At 57.6% G+C, this 17,380-nt stretch carries 13 protein-coding genes; 4 read left to right on the forward strand and 9 right to left on the reverse strand.

Translation table 11 applies throughout. The features are described from left to right. Positions 1 to 4: 4 nt before the first annotated feature. Positions 5 to 1,438 carry a multidrug efflux transporter outer membrane subunit TOprJ2 gene (locus N2M06_RS14050; protein ID WP_088903432.1) on the forward strand — a complete coding sequence of 478 codons (1,434 nt, stop codon included), beginning with the start codon at positions 5 to 7 and terminating at the stop codon, positions 1,436 to 1,438. Positions 1,439 to 1,867: 429 nt separating this feature from the next. After that, a complete protein-coding gene (locus tag N2M06_RS14055; protein ID WP_346352189.1) occupies positions 1,868 to 2,821 on the forward strand; it encodes a DUF4113 domain-containing protein in 954 nt (317 codons plus the stop codon). Positions 2,822 to 2,957: 136 nt separating this feature from the next. Here the strand turns inward: N2M06_RS14055 and N2M06_RS14060 are convergent, their stop codons facing one another. Together N2M06_RS14060 and N2M06_RS14065 are read right to left on the reverse strand one after the other, a co-directional pair. Next, positions 2,958 to 5,924, reverse strand: coding sequence for a Tn3-like element TnAs1 family transposase (locus tag N2M06_RS14060; protein WP_001138014.1), 2,967 nt, complete (start codon positions 5,922 to 5,924; stop codon positions 2,958 to 2,960). 3 nt (positions 5,925 to 5,927) lie between these two features. Continuing rightward, positions 5,928 to 6,488, reverse strand: coding sequence for a recombinase family protein (locus N2M06_RS14065; RefSeq protein WP_001161490.1), 561 nt, complete (start codon positions 6,486 to 6,488; stop codon positions 5,928 to 5,930). 309 nt (positions 6,489 to 6,797) lie between these two features. Here N2M06_RS14065 and N2M06_RS14070 point away from each other — a divergent pair, with 309 nt between their 5' ends. Together N2M06_RS14070 and N2M06_RS14075 are read left to right on the forward strand one after the other, a co-directional pair. Beyond that, the gene (locus N2M06_RS14070; protein WP_269467627.1) at positions 6,798 to 8,030 is read left to right on the forward strand and encodes a PAS domain-containing methyl-accepting chemotaxis protein; all 1,233 of its coding nucleotides are present in this window, start codon (positions 6,798 to 6,800) and stop codon (positions 8,028 to 8,030) included. Next, positions 7,919 to 8,374, forward strand: a complete 456-nt coding sequence (locus N2M06_RS14075) for a methyl-accepting chemotaxis protein (protein ID WP_257216433.1) — start codon at positions 7,919 to 7,921, stop codon at positions 8,372 to 8,374. The genes N2M06_RS14070 and N2M06_RS14075 overlap by 112 nt, the downstream gene beginning before the upstream one ends. Before the next feature lie 152 nt (positions 8,375 to 8,526). Here the strand turns inward: N2M06_RS14075 and N2M06_RS14080 are convergent, their stop codons facing one another. The 7 genes from N2M06_RS14080 to N2M06_RS14110 all read right to left on the reverse strand — a co-directional run bounded on the left by N2M06_RS14080 (position 8,527) and on the right by N2M06_RS14110 (position 17,379). Next, a complete protein-coding gene (locus tag N2M06_RS14080) occupies positions 8,527 to 9,144 on the reverse strand; it encodes a chemotaxis protein (protein ID WP_346351083.1) in 618 nt (205 codons plus the stop codon). A 125-nt stretch (positions 9,145 to 9,269) separates the two neighbouring features. Next, a complete protein-coding gene (locus N2M06_RS14085) occupies positions 9,270 to 9,962 on the reverse strand; it encodes a chemotaxis protein (protein ID WP_346351084.1) in 693 nt (230 codons plus the stop codon). 238 nt (positions 9,963 to 10,200) lie between these two features. Beyond that, entirely contained in the window at positions 10,201 to 12,933 is a 2,733-nt protein-coding gene (gene secA, locus N2M06_RS14090) for a preprotein translocase subunit SecA (protein WP_346351085.1), read from the reverse strand. Between the two features lie 257 nt (positions 12,934 to 13,190). Continuing rightward, positions 13,191 to 14,114, reverse strand: coding sequence for a UDP-3-O-acyl-N-acetylglucosamine deacetylase (gene lpxC, locus N2M06_RS14095; protein WP_019935004.1), 924 nt, complete (start codon positions 14,112 to 14,114; stop codon positions 13,191 to 13,193). A 96-nt stretch (positions 14,115 to 14,210) separates the two neighbouring features. Next, positions 14,211 to 15,347 (reverse strand): cell division protein FtsZ, encoded by a 1,137-nt coding sequence (gene ftsZ / locus N2M06_RS14100; RefSeq protein WP_019935005.1) that lies wholly within the window; start codon positions 15,345 to 15,347, stop codon positions 14,211 to 14,213. Positions 15,348 to 15,392: 45 nt separating this feature from the next. Then, entirely contained in the window at positions 15,393 to 16,649 is a 1,257-nt protein-coding gene (gene ftsA, locus N2M06_RS14105; protein ID WP_019935006.1) for a cell division protein FtsA, read from the reverse strand. Then, positions 16,609 to 17,379, reverse strand: a complete 771-nt coding sequence (locus N2M06_RS14110) for a cell division protein FtsQ/DivIB (protein ID WP_317075701.1) — start codon at positions 17,377 to 17,379, stop codon at positions 16,609 to 16,611. Before N2M06_RS14110 ends, ftsA begins: the two co-directional genes overlap by 41 nt. Position 17,380: the final 1 nt, after the last annotated feature.

Raw genomic sequence — 17,380 nt, forward strand, 5'->3', positions numbered from 1 at the left:
TGCGATGACCTCTCACTTCATGCTCCGTCGCGCTCTGCTGCCCCTGGCCATCGCCGCCCTGGCGGGTTGTTCGCTGGCCCCGACCTACGAGCGCCCGCAGGCACCGGTCGCGTCGCACTGGCAAGCCGCCGACGCGGAGGGCACCCGTGCCCAGGCGCTGGACTGGCAGACCTTCATCGTCGATGCCGACCTGCGCCGCGCGGTGGATACGGCGCTGAGCAACAACCGCAGCCTGCGCCAGGCGCTGCTGGATATCGAAGCTGCGCGTGCCCAGTACCGCATCCAGCGTGCTGATCGCCTGCCTTCGATCAACGCCAATGCCAGCGGCAACCGCCAGCGCCTGCCTGCCGATCTGTCGCAGACCGGGCGCTCGGAAGTGACCAGCAACTATCAGGTCGGCCTCGGCCTCGCGGAGTACGAAGTCGACCTGTTCGGCCGCGTGCGCAACCTCTCCGAGGCCGCGCTGGAGACCTACCTGGCGACCGAGGAGGCGACCCGTGCCACGCAGATCAGCCTGGTTGCCGAGGTCATCCAGGCCTACCTGACCCGCGATGGTGCGCTACGCCGCATGGCCCTGGTCGAACAAACCCTGGACAGCCGCATGGCCTCGCTGGAGCTGGTCAGCCAGCGCCGTGCAGCGGGGGCCGCCACCGCCCTGGATTACCAGGAAGCGGTCGGCCTTGCCGAACAGGCTAGGGCCGAGCGCGAGAGCACCGAACGCCAGTTACGCCAGGCGGACAACGCCCTGGTCCTGTTGCTCGGCACGCCAGATGCCGCTCGCCTGCTGCCCGCGACGCCCCGCGACGACCTGATGGTGCTGCAGGACATCGCCCCCGGCACCAGCTCGGAACTGATCGAACGGCGCCCGGACATTCTCGCCAGCGAGCACCGCCTCAAGGCGCGCAATGCCGATATCGGTGCAGCTCGCGCCGCGTTCTTTCCCCGGATCAGCCTGACCGGTTCGGTGGGCAGCTCCAGTGCCGAGTTGTCCGGATTGTTCGATGGCGGCTCGCGGGCCTGGAGCTTTGCCCCGACGCTGTCGCTGCCGATCTTCGCCGGTGGCCGCAACCGCGCCAACCTGGACCTCGCCGAAGTGCGCCAGGACGCGGCGGTGGCCGACTACGAAGGCACCATCCAGACCGCCTTCCGCGAAGTGGCCGATGCCCTGGCCGCCACCGACACCCTGCGCCGCGAGGAGGCTGCCCGCCAGGCTCTGGCCGGTTCCAGCGAGGCTGCGATGGCCCTGGCTAAGGCGCGTTACGAGGGCGGCGTGGACGACTACCTGCGTTATCTTGACGCCCAGCGCAGCACCTTTAGCAACCAGACCACACTAATTCAAATCAGCACGGAACGGCAGATTGCGCTGGTTGACCTGTTCAGGTCTCTGGGCGGTGGCTGGGGCCAAACTGAACCGATGGCCGGGATCGGCGCTGAGTGAGCAAAGCCAGGAGTCCTGCATCCGAAGACCGGACTCTGGCTCCATCACCGGTGAGCTACTGGTCATCGACGGGGCAATCGTCTGATCGAGAATAAGACTGTCTGACGACTGGCAGGCCTATGGATTATTGGTGGCAGCAGCTAACGGCTCTATAAAGAGCTGCAAAAAATCACTGTAACGCATGATTGACTGACTGCTTCTGGCCGGTTTCTGCCTGTTGCGTCTCTGCTGCCCACTGGCCAAGTCGGATGCACGCGGTGGTCAGTACCAATGCAATTGACTGGTCAAATGGGTGCAATTGCGCAGGTATGGACTTCAAGCCCCAATTTCCTGGAAAAGAGGTTCTTTCTATGGACATCCGACATCAGAGATTGAGTAGCGGAATGTCTGAGCTGAAGTCATGTCCATGGCTGTTCTTCTTTCCTTTACATTGACGAATGTTTTGTGGACACTAGCGGCATCCAGGATCAGCTTGGCTTTGGCTTCCAGATCCGGAACACCGTGCAGCAATGGACGGGCATAACCGTTGGAGTCGGCATCGCTCAAACAAAAACATTGGCCAAGCTGGCAAACCACGCTGCCAAGAAGTATCCAGCAACTGGTGGTGTAGTAGACCTGACGGACCGCACTAGGCAGCTAAAGCTAATGCAGCTGGTACCGGTCGAGGATATCTGGGGAGTGGGGCAGCGGATCTCTGCCCGGCTTCACAGCATGGGTATTCATACCGCTTTTGAGCTGGCCCATGCAGATCAAAAACACCTGCGGCAACAGTTTTCTGTTGTCCTGGAACGAACCATTGAGGAGCTAAATGGGAAGTCTTGCATTGAGCTGGAAGAGTCTGCTCCAGCCAGCAAGCAGATCATTCGCAGCAGGTCGTTTGGTACCCGAATAACGGAACTGGCTCAAATGCGCCAAGCCATTTGTGAGTTCACTGCCAAGGCTGGGGAAAAGCTTAGAGAAGAAAATCTGTCAGCCAAAAGGGTGTCAGTGTTTATCCGCACAAACGCCTTTAACCCAAGCGAACCACAGTACAGTCAGCAAGCCTCTACAAGTCTGATAACCCCTACCAGCGACACCCGAGACCTGGTTGCCACTGCCATGCAGCTACTGGAAATCATCTGGAAAAATGGGTATCGCTACTCAAAGGGCGGAATCATGCTAGATGACTTCAGTTCAGAGGCGGCCACTCAGGGCGACCTTTTCGCCCAGCCAAGCACCCAGCGTAATCCGGCCCTGATGAAGGTGATTGATGAGATCAACCGCTCTGGTAAAGGCAGAGTTTTTTTAGCCGGTCAGGGCATCCGTCAGGACTGGGCCATGCAACGTAGATTCTTATCACCCGCGTACACAACACGATGGAGTGACCTACCTACTGTGAGGTGAAAATTTGAACCTCACGGCTTATTTTCGAGTGTAGTTTTCCAGCACTTCCAGCTGCTGTAGACGAGCAGGTTTTCCATTCTTCATGCTGCCGGCGCTGCAAGTAGGGGAGCCCGCAGAATTCGGAAAAAATCGTACGCTAAGGTTTTCCGGGCATCCGTAAGGGCCGAAACTTCCCGTCTTCCAGTCTGCGGCTCTGCCGCCAGACGTAATCGCCGGTTAGGTTGATGTGCTCCCAGCCCAGCGGCGACAGGAATTGCAGCAGCTCGCCGTCCACCGGCTTGCCGGCCTCGACCAACCCCTGGGTGGCGCGTTCCAGGTACACCGTGTTCCACAGCACGATAGCCGCCGTCACCAGGTTGAGGCCGCTGGCCCGGTAGCGCTGCTGCTCGAAGCTCCGATCCCTGATTTCCCCAAGGCGGTTGAAGAACACCGCCCTGGCCAGCGAGTTGCGCGCCTCACCTTTGTTCAGGCCGGCATGCACGCGGCGGCGCAGTTCAACACTTTGCAGCCAGTCCAGGATGAACAGCGTGCGCTCGATCCGGCCCAGCTCGCGCAGGGCCACGGCCAGTCCGTTCTGGCGCGGGTAGCTGCCGAGCTTGCGCAGCATCAGCGAGGCGGTGACGGTGCCCTGCTTGATCGAGCTGGCCAGGCGCAGGATGTCGTCCCAGTGGGCACGCACGTGCTTGATGTTCAGGGTGCCGCCGATCAGCGGGCGCAACGTCGGGTAGGCTTGCACGCCCTGCGGCACGTACAGCTTGGTTTCGCCGAGGTCGCGGATGCGCGGCGCGAAGCGGAAGCCTAGCAGGTGCATCAGGGCAAAGACGTGATCGGTGAAGCCGGCCGTGTCGGTGTAGTGCTCCTCGATCCGCAGGTCGGACTCGTGGTACAGCAGGCCGTCGAGCACATAGGTGGAATCGCGGACGCCGACATTCACCACGCGGGTGCTGAACGGCGCGTACTGGTCGGAGATATGGGTATAGAACAGCCGTCCCGGCTCGCTACCGTACTTCGGGTTGACGTGCCCGGTGCTCTCGCCCCGGCCACCCGCGCGGAAGCGCTGGCCATCGGAGGATGAGGTCGTGCCGTCGCCCCAGTGGGCGGCAAAGGCGTGGCGATACTGGTGGTTGACCAGCTCGGCCAAGGCCGCCGAATAGGTTTCGTCGCGGATGTGCCAGGCTTGCAGCCAGGACAGCTTGGCGTAGGTCAGGCCGGGGCTCGACTCGGCCATCTTGGTCAGCCCGAGGTTGATCGCATCACCGAGGATTGCGGACAGCAGCAACGTCCTGTCTTTGGCCTCGGCCCCGTCCTTCAAGTGGGTGAAGTGGCGGCTGAAGCCCGTCCAGTCGTCCACGTCCATCAGCAGTTCGGTGATCTTGATGCGCGGCAGTAACTGGCTGGTTTGGTCGATCAGCGCCTGCGCCCGATCCGGCACCGCCGCATCCAGCGGGGTGATTTTCAGCCCTGACTCGGTGAGGATGGCATCGGGCAGCTCGTTGTCCTTGGCCAGGCGGGTGACGGTGGCCAACTGCTCGTCCAGCAGCTGCAAACGCTCTTCCAGGTACTGGTCGCTGTTCGGGTTGATCGCCAGGGGCAGGGCCTGCTCGCGCTTGAGTGCGGCGAACTTCTCGGCCGGCAGCAGGTAGTCGTCGAAGTCGCGGAACTGCCGCGAGCCCTTGACCCAGATGTCGCCGGAGCGCAGGGCGTTCTTCAGCTCGGACAGGGCGCAGATTTCGTAGAATTTCCGGTCGAGGCCTTCCGGGGTGATCACCAGCGGCTTCCAGCGCGGCTTGATGAAGGCCGTGGGTGCATCGGCCGGCACCTTGCGCAGGTTGTCGGCGTTCATCTCACGCAGGGTCTGCACGGCTGCCAGCACGCCTTGCGCGGCCGGCGCGGCGCGCAGTTCCAGCACCTCCAGCAAGGCCGGCGTGTAACGGCGCAGGGTGGCGAAGTTCTCGCCGACCAGGTGCAGGTGGTCGAAGCCTTCCGGCCGGGCCAGCAGCTCGGCCTCGCTGACGCTCTCGGTGAACTCGTCCCAGGGAATCACCGCCTCGATGGCGGCATAGGGGTCGCTGCCGCTTTCCTTCGCTTCCAGCAGCGCCTGGCCGATCCTGGAGTACAGGCGCACCTTGTCGTTGATCGCCTTGCCCTGCTTCTGGAACTGCTGCTGATGCTTGTGCTTCGCGCCGCTGAACAGCTTGACCAGGATGCGGTCATGCAGATCGACCAGCTCATCGATCACGGTCGCGGTGCTCTCCAGCACCACGGCGGCCAGGGTCGCGTAGCGGCGCTGCGGCTCGAACTTACCGAGGTCTTTGGGCGTCATCTGCCCACCCTCGCGGGCCAGCTTGAGCAGGCGGTTCTGGTGGATGTGCCGGCCCAGGCCTTCGGGCAAGTCCACCAACTGAAATGTCTTCAGCCGCTCGATGTGTTCCAGCATGTGCCGAGAGTTGGGTTTCAGCGGTGCCTGGCGCAGCCAGGTCAACCAGGTGATGCTGCTGCCGGCCTTGAGCTTCAACAGCTCGTCCAGCTTGGCCCGATGCGAGTCCGTGAGTGGTTCGACCAGGGCGCGGTAGACCCGCCGATTGGCTCGCGCAATGGCTTCCGAGCAGGCCCGGTCAATCACGCTCAGCGCCGGCAGGATGCGTCGTTTCTGCCGTAGGCTCTCCAGGGCCTGACCGGCCAGCAGCAAGCCTTTGTCGGTCTGCTGGGCCAGCTCGGTTAGCTCGCGCACCAGGGCGCGGAAGTCGGACAGGCCGAACGGGGCCAGTTGCAGGTAGGTGCGCAGTTCCTGGGCATGCTCGCGACGGGTCACGTCGCGCTCGCCGTACTTTGCCCAGCTCGCCGGCTCGGCCTGGACTTGCTTCGCCACCCACAGGATGACCGGCTCGGGCAGCTCGCTGTCGGTTCCCAGCGCGTAACCGGGGTAGCGCAGCAGGCAGAGCTGCACGGCGAAGCCGAGGCGGTTGGCGTCGCCGCGTCGCTGGCGGATCAGCGACAGGTCGGAGTCGTTGAAGGTGTAGTAGCGGATCAGGTCATCCTGGCTTTCCGGCAGCGCAAGCAGGGTGTCCCGCTCCGTGGCCGAGAGGATCAAGCGACGCGGCATGTGTCAGTCGTCCGTGCGGAGGTACTGGTAGAGGGTTTCCCGGCTGATGTTGAACTCGCGGGCAAGCTGCGCCTTGGGCTCGCCGGCCGTCGCTCGCTGCCGCAGGGTAGCAGCCTGCTCATCGGACAGGGCTTTCTTGCGGCCCCGGTACGCGCCACGCTGCTTGGCCAAGGCGATGCCCTCACGCTGCCGCTCGCGGATCAGGGCGCGCTCGAACTCAGCGAAGGCCCCCATCACCGACAGCATCAGGTTGGCCATCGGCGAGTCCTCGCCAGTGAACACCAGGCCCTCCTTCAGGAACTCGATGCGCACGCCGCGCTGAGTCAGCTTCTGTACCAAGCGACGCAGGTCATCGAGGTTGCGGGCCAGCCGATCCATGCTGTGCACCACCACTGTATCGCCTTCGCGGACGAAGCTCAGCAGCGCTTCGAGCTGGGGGCGCTGGGTGTCCTTGCCCGATGCCTTGTCGGTGAACACCTTGCTCACCTGGGTTTGTTCCAGCTGGCGTTCCGGGTTCTGGTCAAAGCTGCTGACCCGGACGTAGCCGATGCGGTGCCCCTGCACGATGTCTCCTTGGTTGAAGGCGGCTTAAGTGCACTTTCTGTTCCGTTGTGCCTCAAAGCCCATTTCTGTCAGGCTGAAATCTATAACCTTCGCGGGCATGTGTCAAAAAATGGGAAAGCAGACTCTATTCTGACGAAGCGGCGCGGCCCTGCCTGACATCAAGTTAGGGTATAGCCTAGATTGACATGCGCGATGCAACCCTTAACTTGCTTGCACCTATCGTTTCCATGCTAGCTTTATCGTAACGCTCAAGAAATTGGGCTTAATGCCGAAAACAATAAAATAAAACAGCCAACCCTTGAGGTTCTTATGCGCCAGAATTTACCAGTGACGGGTCGAAACTTAGAACTCCCAAAAGATGCCAATATTCTTTCGACTACCTCCCCTCAAAGCCATATCACGTACGTTAATCCTGACTTCATTAAAATCAGTGGTTTCACTGAGGAAGAACTATTAGGCCAGCCTCACAACATCGTAAGACACCCAGATATGCCGCCTGCTGCATTTGAGCATATGTGGAGTACATTAAAATCTGGCCGCTCATGGATGGGGCTAGTAAAAAATCGCTGTAAAAATGGCGACCACTATTGGGTAAGTGCTTATGTAACGCCAATAGCTAAGAATGGTTCGATTGTTGAATACCAGTCTGTAAGGACCAAGCCTGAACCTGAGCAGGTTTTGGCTGCGGAAAAATTATATGCTCAATTGAGAAGCGGGAAGGCCGCGAGGCCGAAATTGGCTGCTAGCTTTTCCGTGAAAATACTCTTGCTCATATGGGGTAGTATTATATCAAGCGCAATGGCTGCCGGCATGCTTACTGATACATCAATAAGCAGCTTATTGTTAGCCACTTTAATGTCAGGAAGCTTAAGCTCTGTTAGTGTTTTGGCTATTCTCTCTCCTCTTGGAAGACTGGTTGAAAGAGCCAGGAATATTTCCAATAACCCATTAAGTCAATCCCTCTACACTGGGCGCACCGATGAGTTTGGCCAAATAGAGTTTGCTTTACGAATGATGCAAGCTGAAACAGGCGCCATAGTAGGTCGCATAGGTGATGCATCAAATCGGCTTAGCGAACACACCCGAGGCCTACTAAAGGATATTGAGTCAAGCAATGTACTTACAGTTGAGCAGCAGGCAGAGACAGATCAAATAGCAACGGCAGTAAACCAAATGGTGGCAAGCATTCAAGAGGTTGCGAGCAATGCACAGCATGCTGCAGATGCGGCCGGAAGAGCAGACACTGAGACGGCATCTGGCCAGCGTCTGGTAGCCCACACAAGCCAGTCAATCACTGCCCTTGAAGGTGAAATTAGGCAAGCCACTCAGGTTATTCATGAGCTTGAAGGTCAAAGTAACGAGATATCAAAAGTTCTGACGTTATACGAGGGATCGCCGAGCAAACGAATTTGTTGGCACTCAACGCAGCAATTGAGGCCGCGCGTGCTGGTGAGCAGGGGCGTGGTTTTGCTGTTGTCGCCGATGAGGTTCGCAGTCTTGCTGCTCGCACACAGCAATCGACAACGGATATTCAAAGCATGATCAGCGCTCTACAAGAGCGAGCGCAATCCGCTGTTACAGTCATGGAGCAAAGTAGTCGGCAAGCGCACACGAGTGTAGCTCACGCAGAGGAAGCAGCTACAGCTCTTGATGGAATTGGCCAACGCGTTAACGAAATTACCGACATGAACGCGCAAATAGCGACTGCGGTCGAGCAGCAGGGAGCAGTAAGTGAAGACATAAACCGCAGTATTATCAATATACGCGATGCTGCTGATACCAATGTACAGACCGGGCAGAATAATTTGCAAAGTGCGAAATCTGTCGCTCAGTTAACTAGCGCTCTGAGCGAACTGGCAAAACAGTTTTGGGAAAAACGAGGATAACGCTTTTCAGTATCTCGACAGGGATAACTTACTTTACCATCGGTTATCCCTTTTAGCCGCACAAATTTTAGCCATGGCTTTTCAGGAAGTCAGGGCTATCAGAATGGCCTTAGAAAGCCTAGTCAAAGAGCTGTCACGAGAACACCGTTAGCTTAGCGTACGATTTTTTCCGAATTCTGCGGTTCCCCCATGACCTGCTTTTTCTGCCGGGCGGTGACGATGTCCTGCTCCAGACGCAACAGCAACATAGAGATAAAGCGATCTACCGAGTCCTGTAATACCGCCCGGTTCTGATCGTAGTCTTCATTAAACACCCGGCTCCAGGCTGCACGGCTCTGACCTGTCTGCATCAGCTCAATGGCTTCAGCCTCCAGCCCGGCCATGATCACCGTCGCCTGGCGTCCCTGCTCAAGCAAGGCCAGCTCCTGAGATGTCAGCTGCATTCCTTTCAGCATCTGCTCATTGGACTCGATGTGTCCATCGGGCCTGGGACTGCGTCCCTCCGTCATATCCAGAATACGGTGATAGCGGCTCAGCTCCTCACCGGAAGTGGTGGATACATAATTACGGATAGTCGACGTCAACTCGCCTGACATGCTCCGCATTTCATTAACTGAGCTGAAGTTATCAAACTGCTTGTGCTGAGTCGCTTCCAACTGGCTCTGAGCTTGAAGCAGCAGAAACAACGCGCCCCCCAGGATCAGAGCAAAGCCCAGCGCCACCGTGATAATCAGCCGAATAATGACCCTCAGGGTCATACTGCTGCCCATTTTTTCCTTCCTCATGATTGTGCACAATAAAAAATACAGACGGCACAGCTTATAGCTTCATTTAGCAAAATGAAAAAAAGATTCACTTGAAACCTTTTCGGGAAGGTGGTATCAAACGGACAGCCTCAGAAGGTACTTTCTTGCTCAGCACCTGACATATCAACAGCACATGGCTCCTGACGCAACAACCAGCTCAGTACCAGAATGCACAGTATCAGGAGTACAAAAATCAGGATCATGGCAGCCATGGCATAACGGTGTTGCAGCCGTTCCTGCTCAATATTCTGGTCCAGCCGTTTCAGTAACAGCCCGATAAACTGATTAACCGAGCTGGTCACCAGCTCGCTGTAACTGTCGTAGTCGGCATTAAAGACTTTTTGTCGTGCCTGATGAGCATATCCGGCTTCAGTCAGTCGCAGCGCTTCGTCTTCCAGGCGAGCCAGTGTGAGCGTGGCCTGACGAGCCCGCTCCAGCAAACTTAACTCTTCTCTGGTCAGTGCCATGCTTTGCAACAGCTGTTCATTGGATATGGTTTTGCCGTTTACCCGGGCATGCCGCCCCTCGGTCATGGCGAGCACATGGTAATAAAGCGAAAGATCTCGTTTGGAACCAGTATAGGCGTAGCTGCGGACCCGGGCGCTAAGCTGGCCTGACAGCATGCGGATCTGATTAGCCGCTTCAAAATAGTCAAACCGGGCTTGCTGTGCCCGCTCCAGCTCACGCTGGCTCTGTAACAACAACCACAAGATCACGGCTCCCAGCAGCAACAGCCTCGGCACCAGCCACAGCGTCAGCCGCAGAGCTCCTTTATAATGCATATCTGCCTCTTTTTTATCCCGTTTTATTATTGTTAATCCCCTGCTCACGGGGCGAAAAATTATGGGCTAATTCGCCCTGAAGTGGAACCGGAGCCGGATGAATCAAGATAGGTTTGACGTAATATGCTTAAAGGGACGGAAGTGGCAGGAATATCGTTCGGCCAGGCTGTCATTCGTGACAGATAACAACAAAATGCCGCCTGTAAGGCGGCATTGATATTTTATGATGATGAGCTGATCAGCTCAGCTTGCCGTGGCATTGCTTGTATTTCTTGCCCGAGCCACAGGGGCAAGGATCATTACGACCCACCTTTTGACCATCGCGCACAAAAGGTGCTGCCTCGGTGTCAGCGGTCTGAGCCGCCTGCTCACCGGCCAGCGGATTGTCTGCCTCAGCGTGGCTGTAGCTTTGAGCCTGCCGCTCGGCGGCTTCACGACGCTTTGCCTCGGCCTGCTCCACATCTTCCTGAGACTGCACCCGTACCCGGCTGAGAATACTCACCACTTCCCGCTTGAGGTTGTCCAGCATCTGAGTAAACAGCTCATAAGACTCACGCTTGTATTCCTGCTTGGGGTTCTTCTGTGCATAACCGCGCAGATGAATGCCCTGACGCAGATGATCCATGGCCGCCAGATGCTCTTTCCACAGGTTGTCAAGGGTCTGCAGCATCACCGAGGTTTCAAACTGGCGCAGCACCTCGGCCCCCACCACGGCTTGCTTCTCTTCATAGGTTTTGCTGGCTTCGGCCAGCACCCGCTCGAGGATCTGCTCATCGTGCAGCTTGTCGTCCTGCTTCAGCCAGTCGGCAATGGGCAGCTCCAGGGCAAAATCGCTCTGCAGGCGCTGCTCCAGGCCGGCAACATCCCACATTTCCTCCAGCGACTGAGGCGGAATATATTCGTGTACCACGTCGGTGAGCACATCTTCCCGAATCACGGCAATGGTTTCGCTGATATCACCGGAGTCGAGCAACTCGTTACGCTGCTCGTAGACCACCTTACGCTGATCATTGGCCACATCGTCAAATTCAAGCAGGTTTTTACGAATATCAAAGTTGCGGGTTTCCACCTTGCGCTGGGCGTTTTCAATGGCCCGGGTCACCCAGGGGTGCTCAATGGCTTCACCTTCTTCCATGCCCAGCTTTTTCATCATGCCGGTCACCCGGTCCGAGGCAAAGATACGCATCAGGGCGTCTTCCATCGACAGATAGAAGCGGCTGGAGCCCGCATCACCCTGACGGCCGGCTCGGCCCCGCAGCTGGTTGTCGATACGGCGGGACTCATGGCGTTCGGTACCGATAATGTGCAGACCACCGGCAGCCAGCACCGCATCGTGACGCACCTGCCAGTCGGCCTTGATGGCAGCAATCTGCTCAGGGGTGGCACCTTCGCCCAAGGCTTCAATTTCCGCCTGCCAGCTGCCGCCGAGCACGATATCTGTGCCCCGCCCCGCCATGTTGGTGGCAATGGTCACGGTACCGGCACGACCAGCCTGAGCGATAATTTCCGCTTCTTTTTCATGGAACTTGGCGTTCAGTACCTGATGGGGAATGCCTTCCTTGTTGAGCACACCGGAAATCAGCTCTGAGTTTTCGATGGACACAGTACCCACCAGCACCGGCTGCCCCCGCTCCACACAGTCCTTGATATCGGCCACAATGGCCTGATATTTCTCGGCAGCGGTCAGATACACCAGGTCACCCATGTCTTTTCGTACCATGGGTTTATTGGTAGGGATCACCACCGTATCCAGGCCATAAATATGCTGGAATTCAAAGGCTTCAGTGTCAGCGGTACCGGTCATGCCGGCCAGTTTGTCATACAGACGGAAGTAGTTCTGAAAGGTAATGGAGGCCAGCGTCTGGTTTTCGTTCTGAATTTTTACTCCTTCCTTGGCTTCCACTGCCTGATGCAGGCCCTCGGACCAGCGCCGGCCCGGCATGGTACGGCCGGTGTGCTCATCAACGATCACCACCTCGTCGTTCTGCACTATGTAGTCGACGTTACGCTCAAACAGGGTATGAGCACGCAGACCGGCATTGACATGAGCCAGCAGAGTAATGTTGCCGGCAGAGAACAGAGAGTCGTCTTCTTCCAGCAGGCCCATGCGCTTGAGCTCTTCTTCCACGAAAATCTGGCCGTTTTCGGTCAGCAGTGCCTGCTTGTTCTTTTCATCCACCGTATAGTGGCCGTCACCGGTATATTCCTCAGTGTCTTCCTGATCCTGCTTCACCAGTTTGGGGATCAGCGTATCAATACGCTTGTACAGCTCGGAACTGTCTTCCGCCGGGCCGGAGATGATAAGCGGCGTGCGGGCTTCATCAATCAGGACGGAGTCTACCTCATCCACCAGGGCATAGTTCAGCGGCCGCTGCACTCGTTGCTCTGGAGAGAAAGCCATATTATCGCGCAGGTAATCAAAGCCGAATTCATTATTGGTGCCATAGGTAATGTCACAGGCATAAGCAGCCTGCTTCTCCTGATGGCCCATGCCAGGCAGGTTACAGCCTACGGTCAGGCCCAGAAACTCAAACAAAGGCCGGTTACCTTCCGCATCCCGGCGGGCCAGATAGTCGTTCACCGTGACGATATGCACTCCCCGGCCGGTCAGGGCATTCAGATATACTGGCAGAGTACCGGTCAGGGTTTTGCCTTCACCGGTTTTCATTTCGGCAATCTGGTTATTGTTCAGTACCATGCCGCCAATCATCTGCACATCGAAATGGCGCATGCCAAACACCCGCTTGGACGCCTCACGCACCACCGCAAACGCTTCCGGCAAAATCTGCTCCAGGGTTTCTCCCTGCTCAAGACGAGTACGGAACTCTACCGTCTTGCCTTGCAGCTCGGCATCGGACAGGGCCTCAAACCTGGGCTCCATGGCGTTGATTTCGTTTACTACCTTGCGCAGTCGCTTGAGCGTACGGTCGTTGCGGCTGCCAATGATTCGAGTGAAGAGTTTGGTAATCATGCTTGGCCAATTGTCATGTTGAAAAAATGCCCCGCGTACCGGCGAGGCCATAATTAGACGGTTATAAAGATCACATTATGCAAATGTAACCCGTTGGGGCATCGGGTAAAAGAGGTTGCCACTGAATACTTGTAAACAGAATATGGTGACGACAGACCAGCTATTCAAGACAATCGCTGAAAAGCACCGGGCAATACGACAGAAAACAGCATAAAAGAAGCACGCCGGCGCGGAGAGATACCGGCGTGAGGAATTAATCAGGCAGGCTGAAAAGCAGTATCGTAATAGCGAATGGGCGACTCGGCACCTTCGTCACCAAAGGTGATCATTTCCCAGGCATCAGCCTGAGCCAGCAGCGCCCGCAGCAGGTTGTTGTTCAGGGCGTGACCGGTCTTGTAGGCACAGAATTCGCCCAGAATACTGTGATTGCACATATAGAGGTCGCCAATGGCGTCCAGCATCTTGTGCTTCACAAACTCGTCGGGGTAACGCAGGCCGTCCTCGTTGAGCACCTTGTATTCATCCAGTACCACGGCGTTTTCCAGGCTGCCGCCCAGGGCCAGGTTCTGGGAATGCAGGTATTCGATATCACGCATAAAGCCAAAGGTCCGGGCCCGGCTCAGCTCTTTGACAAAGGCAGCACCGGAAAAATCCAGCTGCAGATGCTGACTGCGGCCTTCAAACACCGGGTGTTTGAAGTCGATGGTCAGATCCATGCGAAAGCCCTTGTTAAAAGGACGCAGCTCGGCCCACTTGTCGCCGTCTTCCACCCGCACCGGCTTTTTCACGCGAATAAAACGCTTGAGCGCGTTCAGCTCGTGAATGCCACCAGACTGCAGCAGGTAGATAAAAGGATGAGAACTGCCGTCCATGACCGGCACCTCGGGGGCATCCACCTCAATATAGAGGTTGTCGATGCCCAGGCCCGCCAGCGCGGCGGACAGGTGCTCGATGGTGGATACCCGTACACCCTGATCATTGACCAGGGCGGTACACAGCATGGTGTCCTTTACCAGGGCGGCATCGGCCCGAATCTCGACCTGCGGTTCCAGATCGGTACGACGAAACACGATACCTGTGTTGGCCGGCGCGGGTACAAAGCGCATTTGCACCTTGTGACCGGAATGCAGGCCGATTCCGGTGGCCTGCACGGTATTTTTCAGAGTTCGTTGTCTAATCATAGGATTGTCCGTCAGTCAGATAGCCCGATTCGAACCATTAAAATGGCCCCATACTTTAGCATGCTTTTACCCGATTACGCTAATTCAGCGTAATTTTCAGTCAGCCTGCTTACGCAGAAAGGCCGGAATATCCAGGTAGTCCAAATCGGTTTTCGCCTGGGCGGTATCGCCCCCGACGGCTACCTTGCCGCCCTGCTCTTCCTGCGTTTCGGCCCGGCGCAGACCATTATCGTCACGGCTGTTACCGGACTTCACCAGGGTGATATCAGGCTTGCGCTCAGCACCAATGCCGGTGGCCACCACGGTCACGCGCAGTTCGTCGGTGATTTCCGGATCCAGTACCGTACCCACCACCACGGTGGCGTTCTCGGAGGCAAAGGCCTTGACCGCGTTACCCACGGTTTCGAACTCTTCAATGCTCATATCGAGACCGGCGGTAATATTCACCAGAATGCCCCGGGCACCGGCCAGATCCACATCTTCCAGCAGCGGGCTGGAGATGGCCTTCTCGGCGGCTTCCTCGGCTCTGTCTTCACCGGTAGCATGGCCGGTGCCCATCATGGCAGTGCCCATTTCCCGCATCACGGTGCGTACGTCGGCGAAGTCAACGTTGATCAGGCCCGGACGGGTGATCAGCTCGGCAATGCCCTGCACCGCGCCCAGCAGTACGTTGTTGGCGGCTTTGAAGGCGTCCAGCAGGGAAATGCCCCGGCCCAGTACCTTGAGCAGCTTGTCGTTGGGAATGGTGATCAGCGAGTCGACGTGCTTGGCCAGCTCGTTGATGCCCTGCTGGGCGTAGTTCATGCGCTTCTTGCCTTCAAAGGCAAAGGGCTTGGTCACTACGGCCACAGTCAGAATACCCAGCTCCTTGGCTACTTCAGCGACCACGGGGGCAGCACCGGTACCGGTGCCGCCGCCCATGCCGGCCGCAATAAATACCATATCGGCACCGTCGAGCAGATCGCGAATGGCGTCTTTGTCTTCCAGTGCTGCATCACGTCCCACTTCCGGATTGGCGCCCGCGCCCAGGCCTTTCGTAATGGCGCTGCCGACCTGCAGGGTGTGATGGGCACTGGCATTGCGCAGTGCCTGGGCATCGGTGTTGATGGCGAGGAATTCCACCCCTTCGAGGTTTTCCCGCACCATGTGTTCCACGGCGTTGCCACCACCGCCACCCACACCAACTACTTTAATGACGGCTTCCTGCTCGTGATCATTCATCAGTTCAAACATAGGATTAACCCTCTCTCCGCTTTGGTGCCTGGTTTCCTGCCAGGCTTAAAATTCACCACGCAGCCAGTTACCCACCCGCCTGAACAGGCCGGTGACACTGGACTTGCTGTTGTATTCCTGTTGAGGTGCTGACTGGTGCTCCTTGCCGTACTGCAACAGCCCCACGGCGGTGGAGTACACCGGTGTCTCAACATAATCCGATAGTCCCTTAATGCTGCCGGGCTGACCGATACGCACCTGGCACTGAAAAATCTGCTCGGCGCATTCCACCAGCCCTTCAATCTGGGCGGCACCACCGGTGAGCACAAGACCGGCTGCCAGCTGATGCTTGACCCCGGACTTTTTCAGCTCGGTTTGTACTCGCGCCAGCTCCTGATTGATCATGCCAAGCAGCTCGCTGTAGCGAGGCTCAATCACTTCCGCCAGGGTCTGACGTTGCAGGCTGCGCGCCGGCCGGCCACCGACACTGGGCACTTCAATATTGTCTTCCTTGCTCACCAGCCGGCTGAAAGCACAGCCATGGCGCACCTTGATGGCTTCCGCATCCAGCGGCGGCGTGCCAAAGGCATAGGCGATATCACTGGTGACCGTGCTGCCGGCATAGGGGATCACCTTGGTATGACGCAGGGCACCGCCGGTAAACACCGCCATGTCCATGGTGCCGCCGCCGATATCCACTACGCATACACCCAGCTCCTTTTCGTCTTCGGTCAGCACCGCATAGCTGGACGCCAGGGCGCTGAAAATAAGCTGGTCTACCCGCAGTCCCAGTCGCTCCACACATTTCTCAATATTGCGTGCCATGTCATTGTGACAGGTGATGAGATGCACCTTGGCATGCATACGCACGCCCGACAGGCCGATGGGGTTTTTAATCCCCTCCTGAAAGTCGATGGAGTACTCCTGAGGAATAACATGCAGCACACGATGTTCGTCGGACAGACGCACCGACTTGGCCGTGTGAATCACATTGTCCATGTCTTCCTGGGTCACTTCTTCCTCAGACACCGGCACCATGCCGGTTTCATTACGGCACTCGATGTGCTTGCCCGACAACCCCAGATAGACAGAGGTGATCTGACAGTCTGCCATCATTTCGGCTTCATCCACCGCCCGCTTAAGGGATTTGACCACCGACTCGAGATCGTTCACGCCACCCTTGTCCATGCCTTTTGAAGCATGACTGCCCAGGCCGATGATGTTCAGATCACCGTCCGGCAGCACCTCGCCCACCAGGGCAGTGACCTTGGCTGTGCCGATATCAAGCCCGACGATCAGATTTCGTTCCGCGCTCTTGGTCATTCTTGGTCTCTTCGTCCTGCTTCCATCCCACTGCCAGTCCGGTATCGTAACGCAAGTCCAGGTAAGCTACCCGCTCGCGCCCCATGATGCCCGGATAGACATTCACAAATCGTTGCAGGCGGGCTGCAATATCGTCCCGCCCCAGTATCAGCCTGACACCGTCTTCCAGGGTCAGTTCCCAGGAAAACCGCGGTGTCAGATGCAGCCGGCTGATATCGTAACCGCCGGCTGCCAGCAGCGGCTGCAACCGCCGGTATTGTTCCAGCACCTTATGGGCCTCGCCGTCCGGGCCCGACAGCTGGATCAGCTCGAGCTGCTGCCGGTTTGCTTCAAACACCTCGCCATGAGTGTTGACCAGAGCGTCGTCATTCCAAAATGCCGCCGCTGGCTGCTCCACAATGTAAACCCTCAGGGTATCGGGCCACTGCTTGCGTACCGAGGCCTGATAGACCCAGGGCAGTGCCTGCAGCTGCTGCTGCACCCTGTCTACTTCCAGGGTGAAAAAGTTACCCAGTTCAGGCAGGGCCAGCACAGCGCTGCGAATATCGTCCCGGCTGACAAAGCGGTGTTCGCCCTGCACTATCAGGCTGTTCACCGGCACCTGATTGGCTGCGGTAACCCAGATCATGGCCTGCCACAGACTCCACAGCAGGGCACCCAGCACCAGCAGAAAAAACAACAGGCCGGATAAAAACCCCAGCCGGGTACGGGTGGCAGCGGCTTCGCTCATA

The sequence above is a fragment of the Oceanimonas sp. AH20CE76 genome, assembly GCF_039654065.1.
Classification (GTDB): Bacteria; Pseudomonadota; Gammaproteobacteria; order Enterobacterales; family Aeromonadaceae; genus Oceanimonas; species Oceanimonas smirnovii.

Bases quoted from the DNA above. Each gene is read 5' to 3' on its own strand.
- N2M06_RS14050 (WP_088903432.1), top strand. From the start codon at position 5: ATGACCTCTCACTTCATGCTCCGTCGCGCTCTGCTGCCCCTGGCCATC.
- N2M06_RS14060 (WP_001138014.1), bottom strand. From the start codon at position 5,924: ATGCCGCGTCGCTTGATCCTCTCGGCCACGGAGCGGGACACCCTGCTT.
- N2M06_RS14070 (WP_269467627.1), top strand. From the start codon at position 6,798: ATGCGCCAGAATTTACCAGTGACGGGTCGAAACTTAGAACTCCCAAAA.
- N2M06_RS14080 (WP_346351083.1), bottom strand. From the start codon at position 9,144: ATGGGCAGCAGTATGACCCTGAGGGTCATTATTCGGCTGATTATCACG.
- N2M06_RS14085 (WP_346351084.1), bottom strand. From the start codon at position 9,962: ATGCATTATAAAGGAGCTCTGCGGCTGACGCTGTGGCTGGTGCCGAGG.
- secA (WP_346351085.1), bottom strand. From the start codon at position 12,933: ATGATTACCAAACTCTTCACTCGAATCATTGGCAGCCGCAACGACCGT.
- lpxC (WP_019935004.1), bottom strand. From the start codon at position 14,114: ATGATTAGACAACGAACTCTGAAAAATACCGTGCAGGCCACCGGAATC.
- ftsZ (WP_019935005.1), bottom strand. From the start codon at position 15,347: ATGTTTGAACTGATGAATGATCACGAGCAGGAAGCCGTCATTAAAGTA.
- ftsA (WP_019935006.1), bottom strand. From the start codon at position 16,649: ATGACCAAGAGCGCGGAACGAAATCTGATCGTCGGGCTTGATATCGGC.
- N2M06_RS14110 (WP_317075701.1), bottom strand. From the start codon at position 17,379: ATGAGCGAAGCCGCTGCCACCCGTACCCGGCTGGGGTTTTTATCCGGC.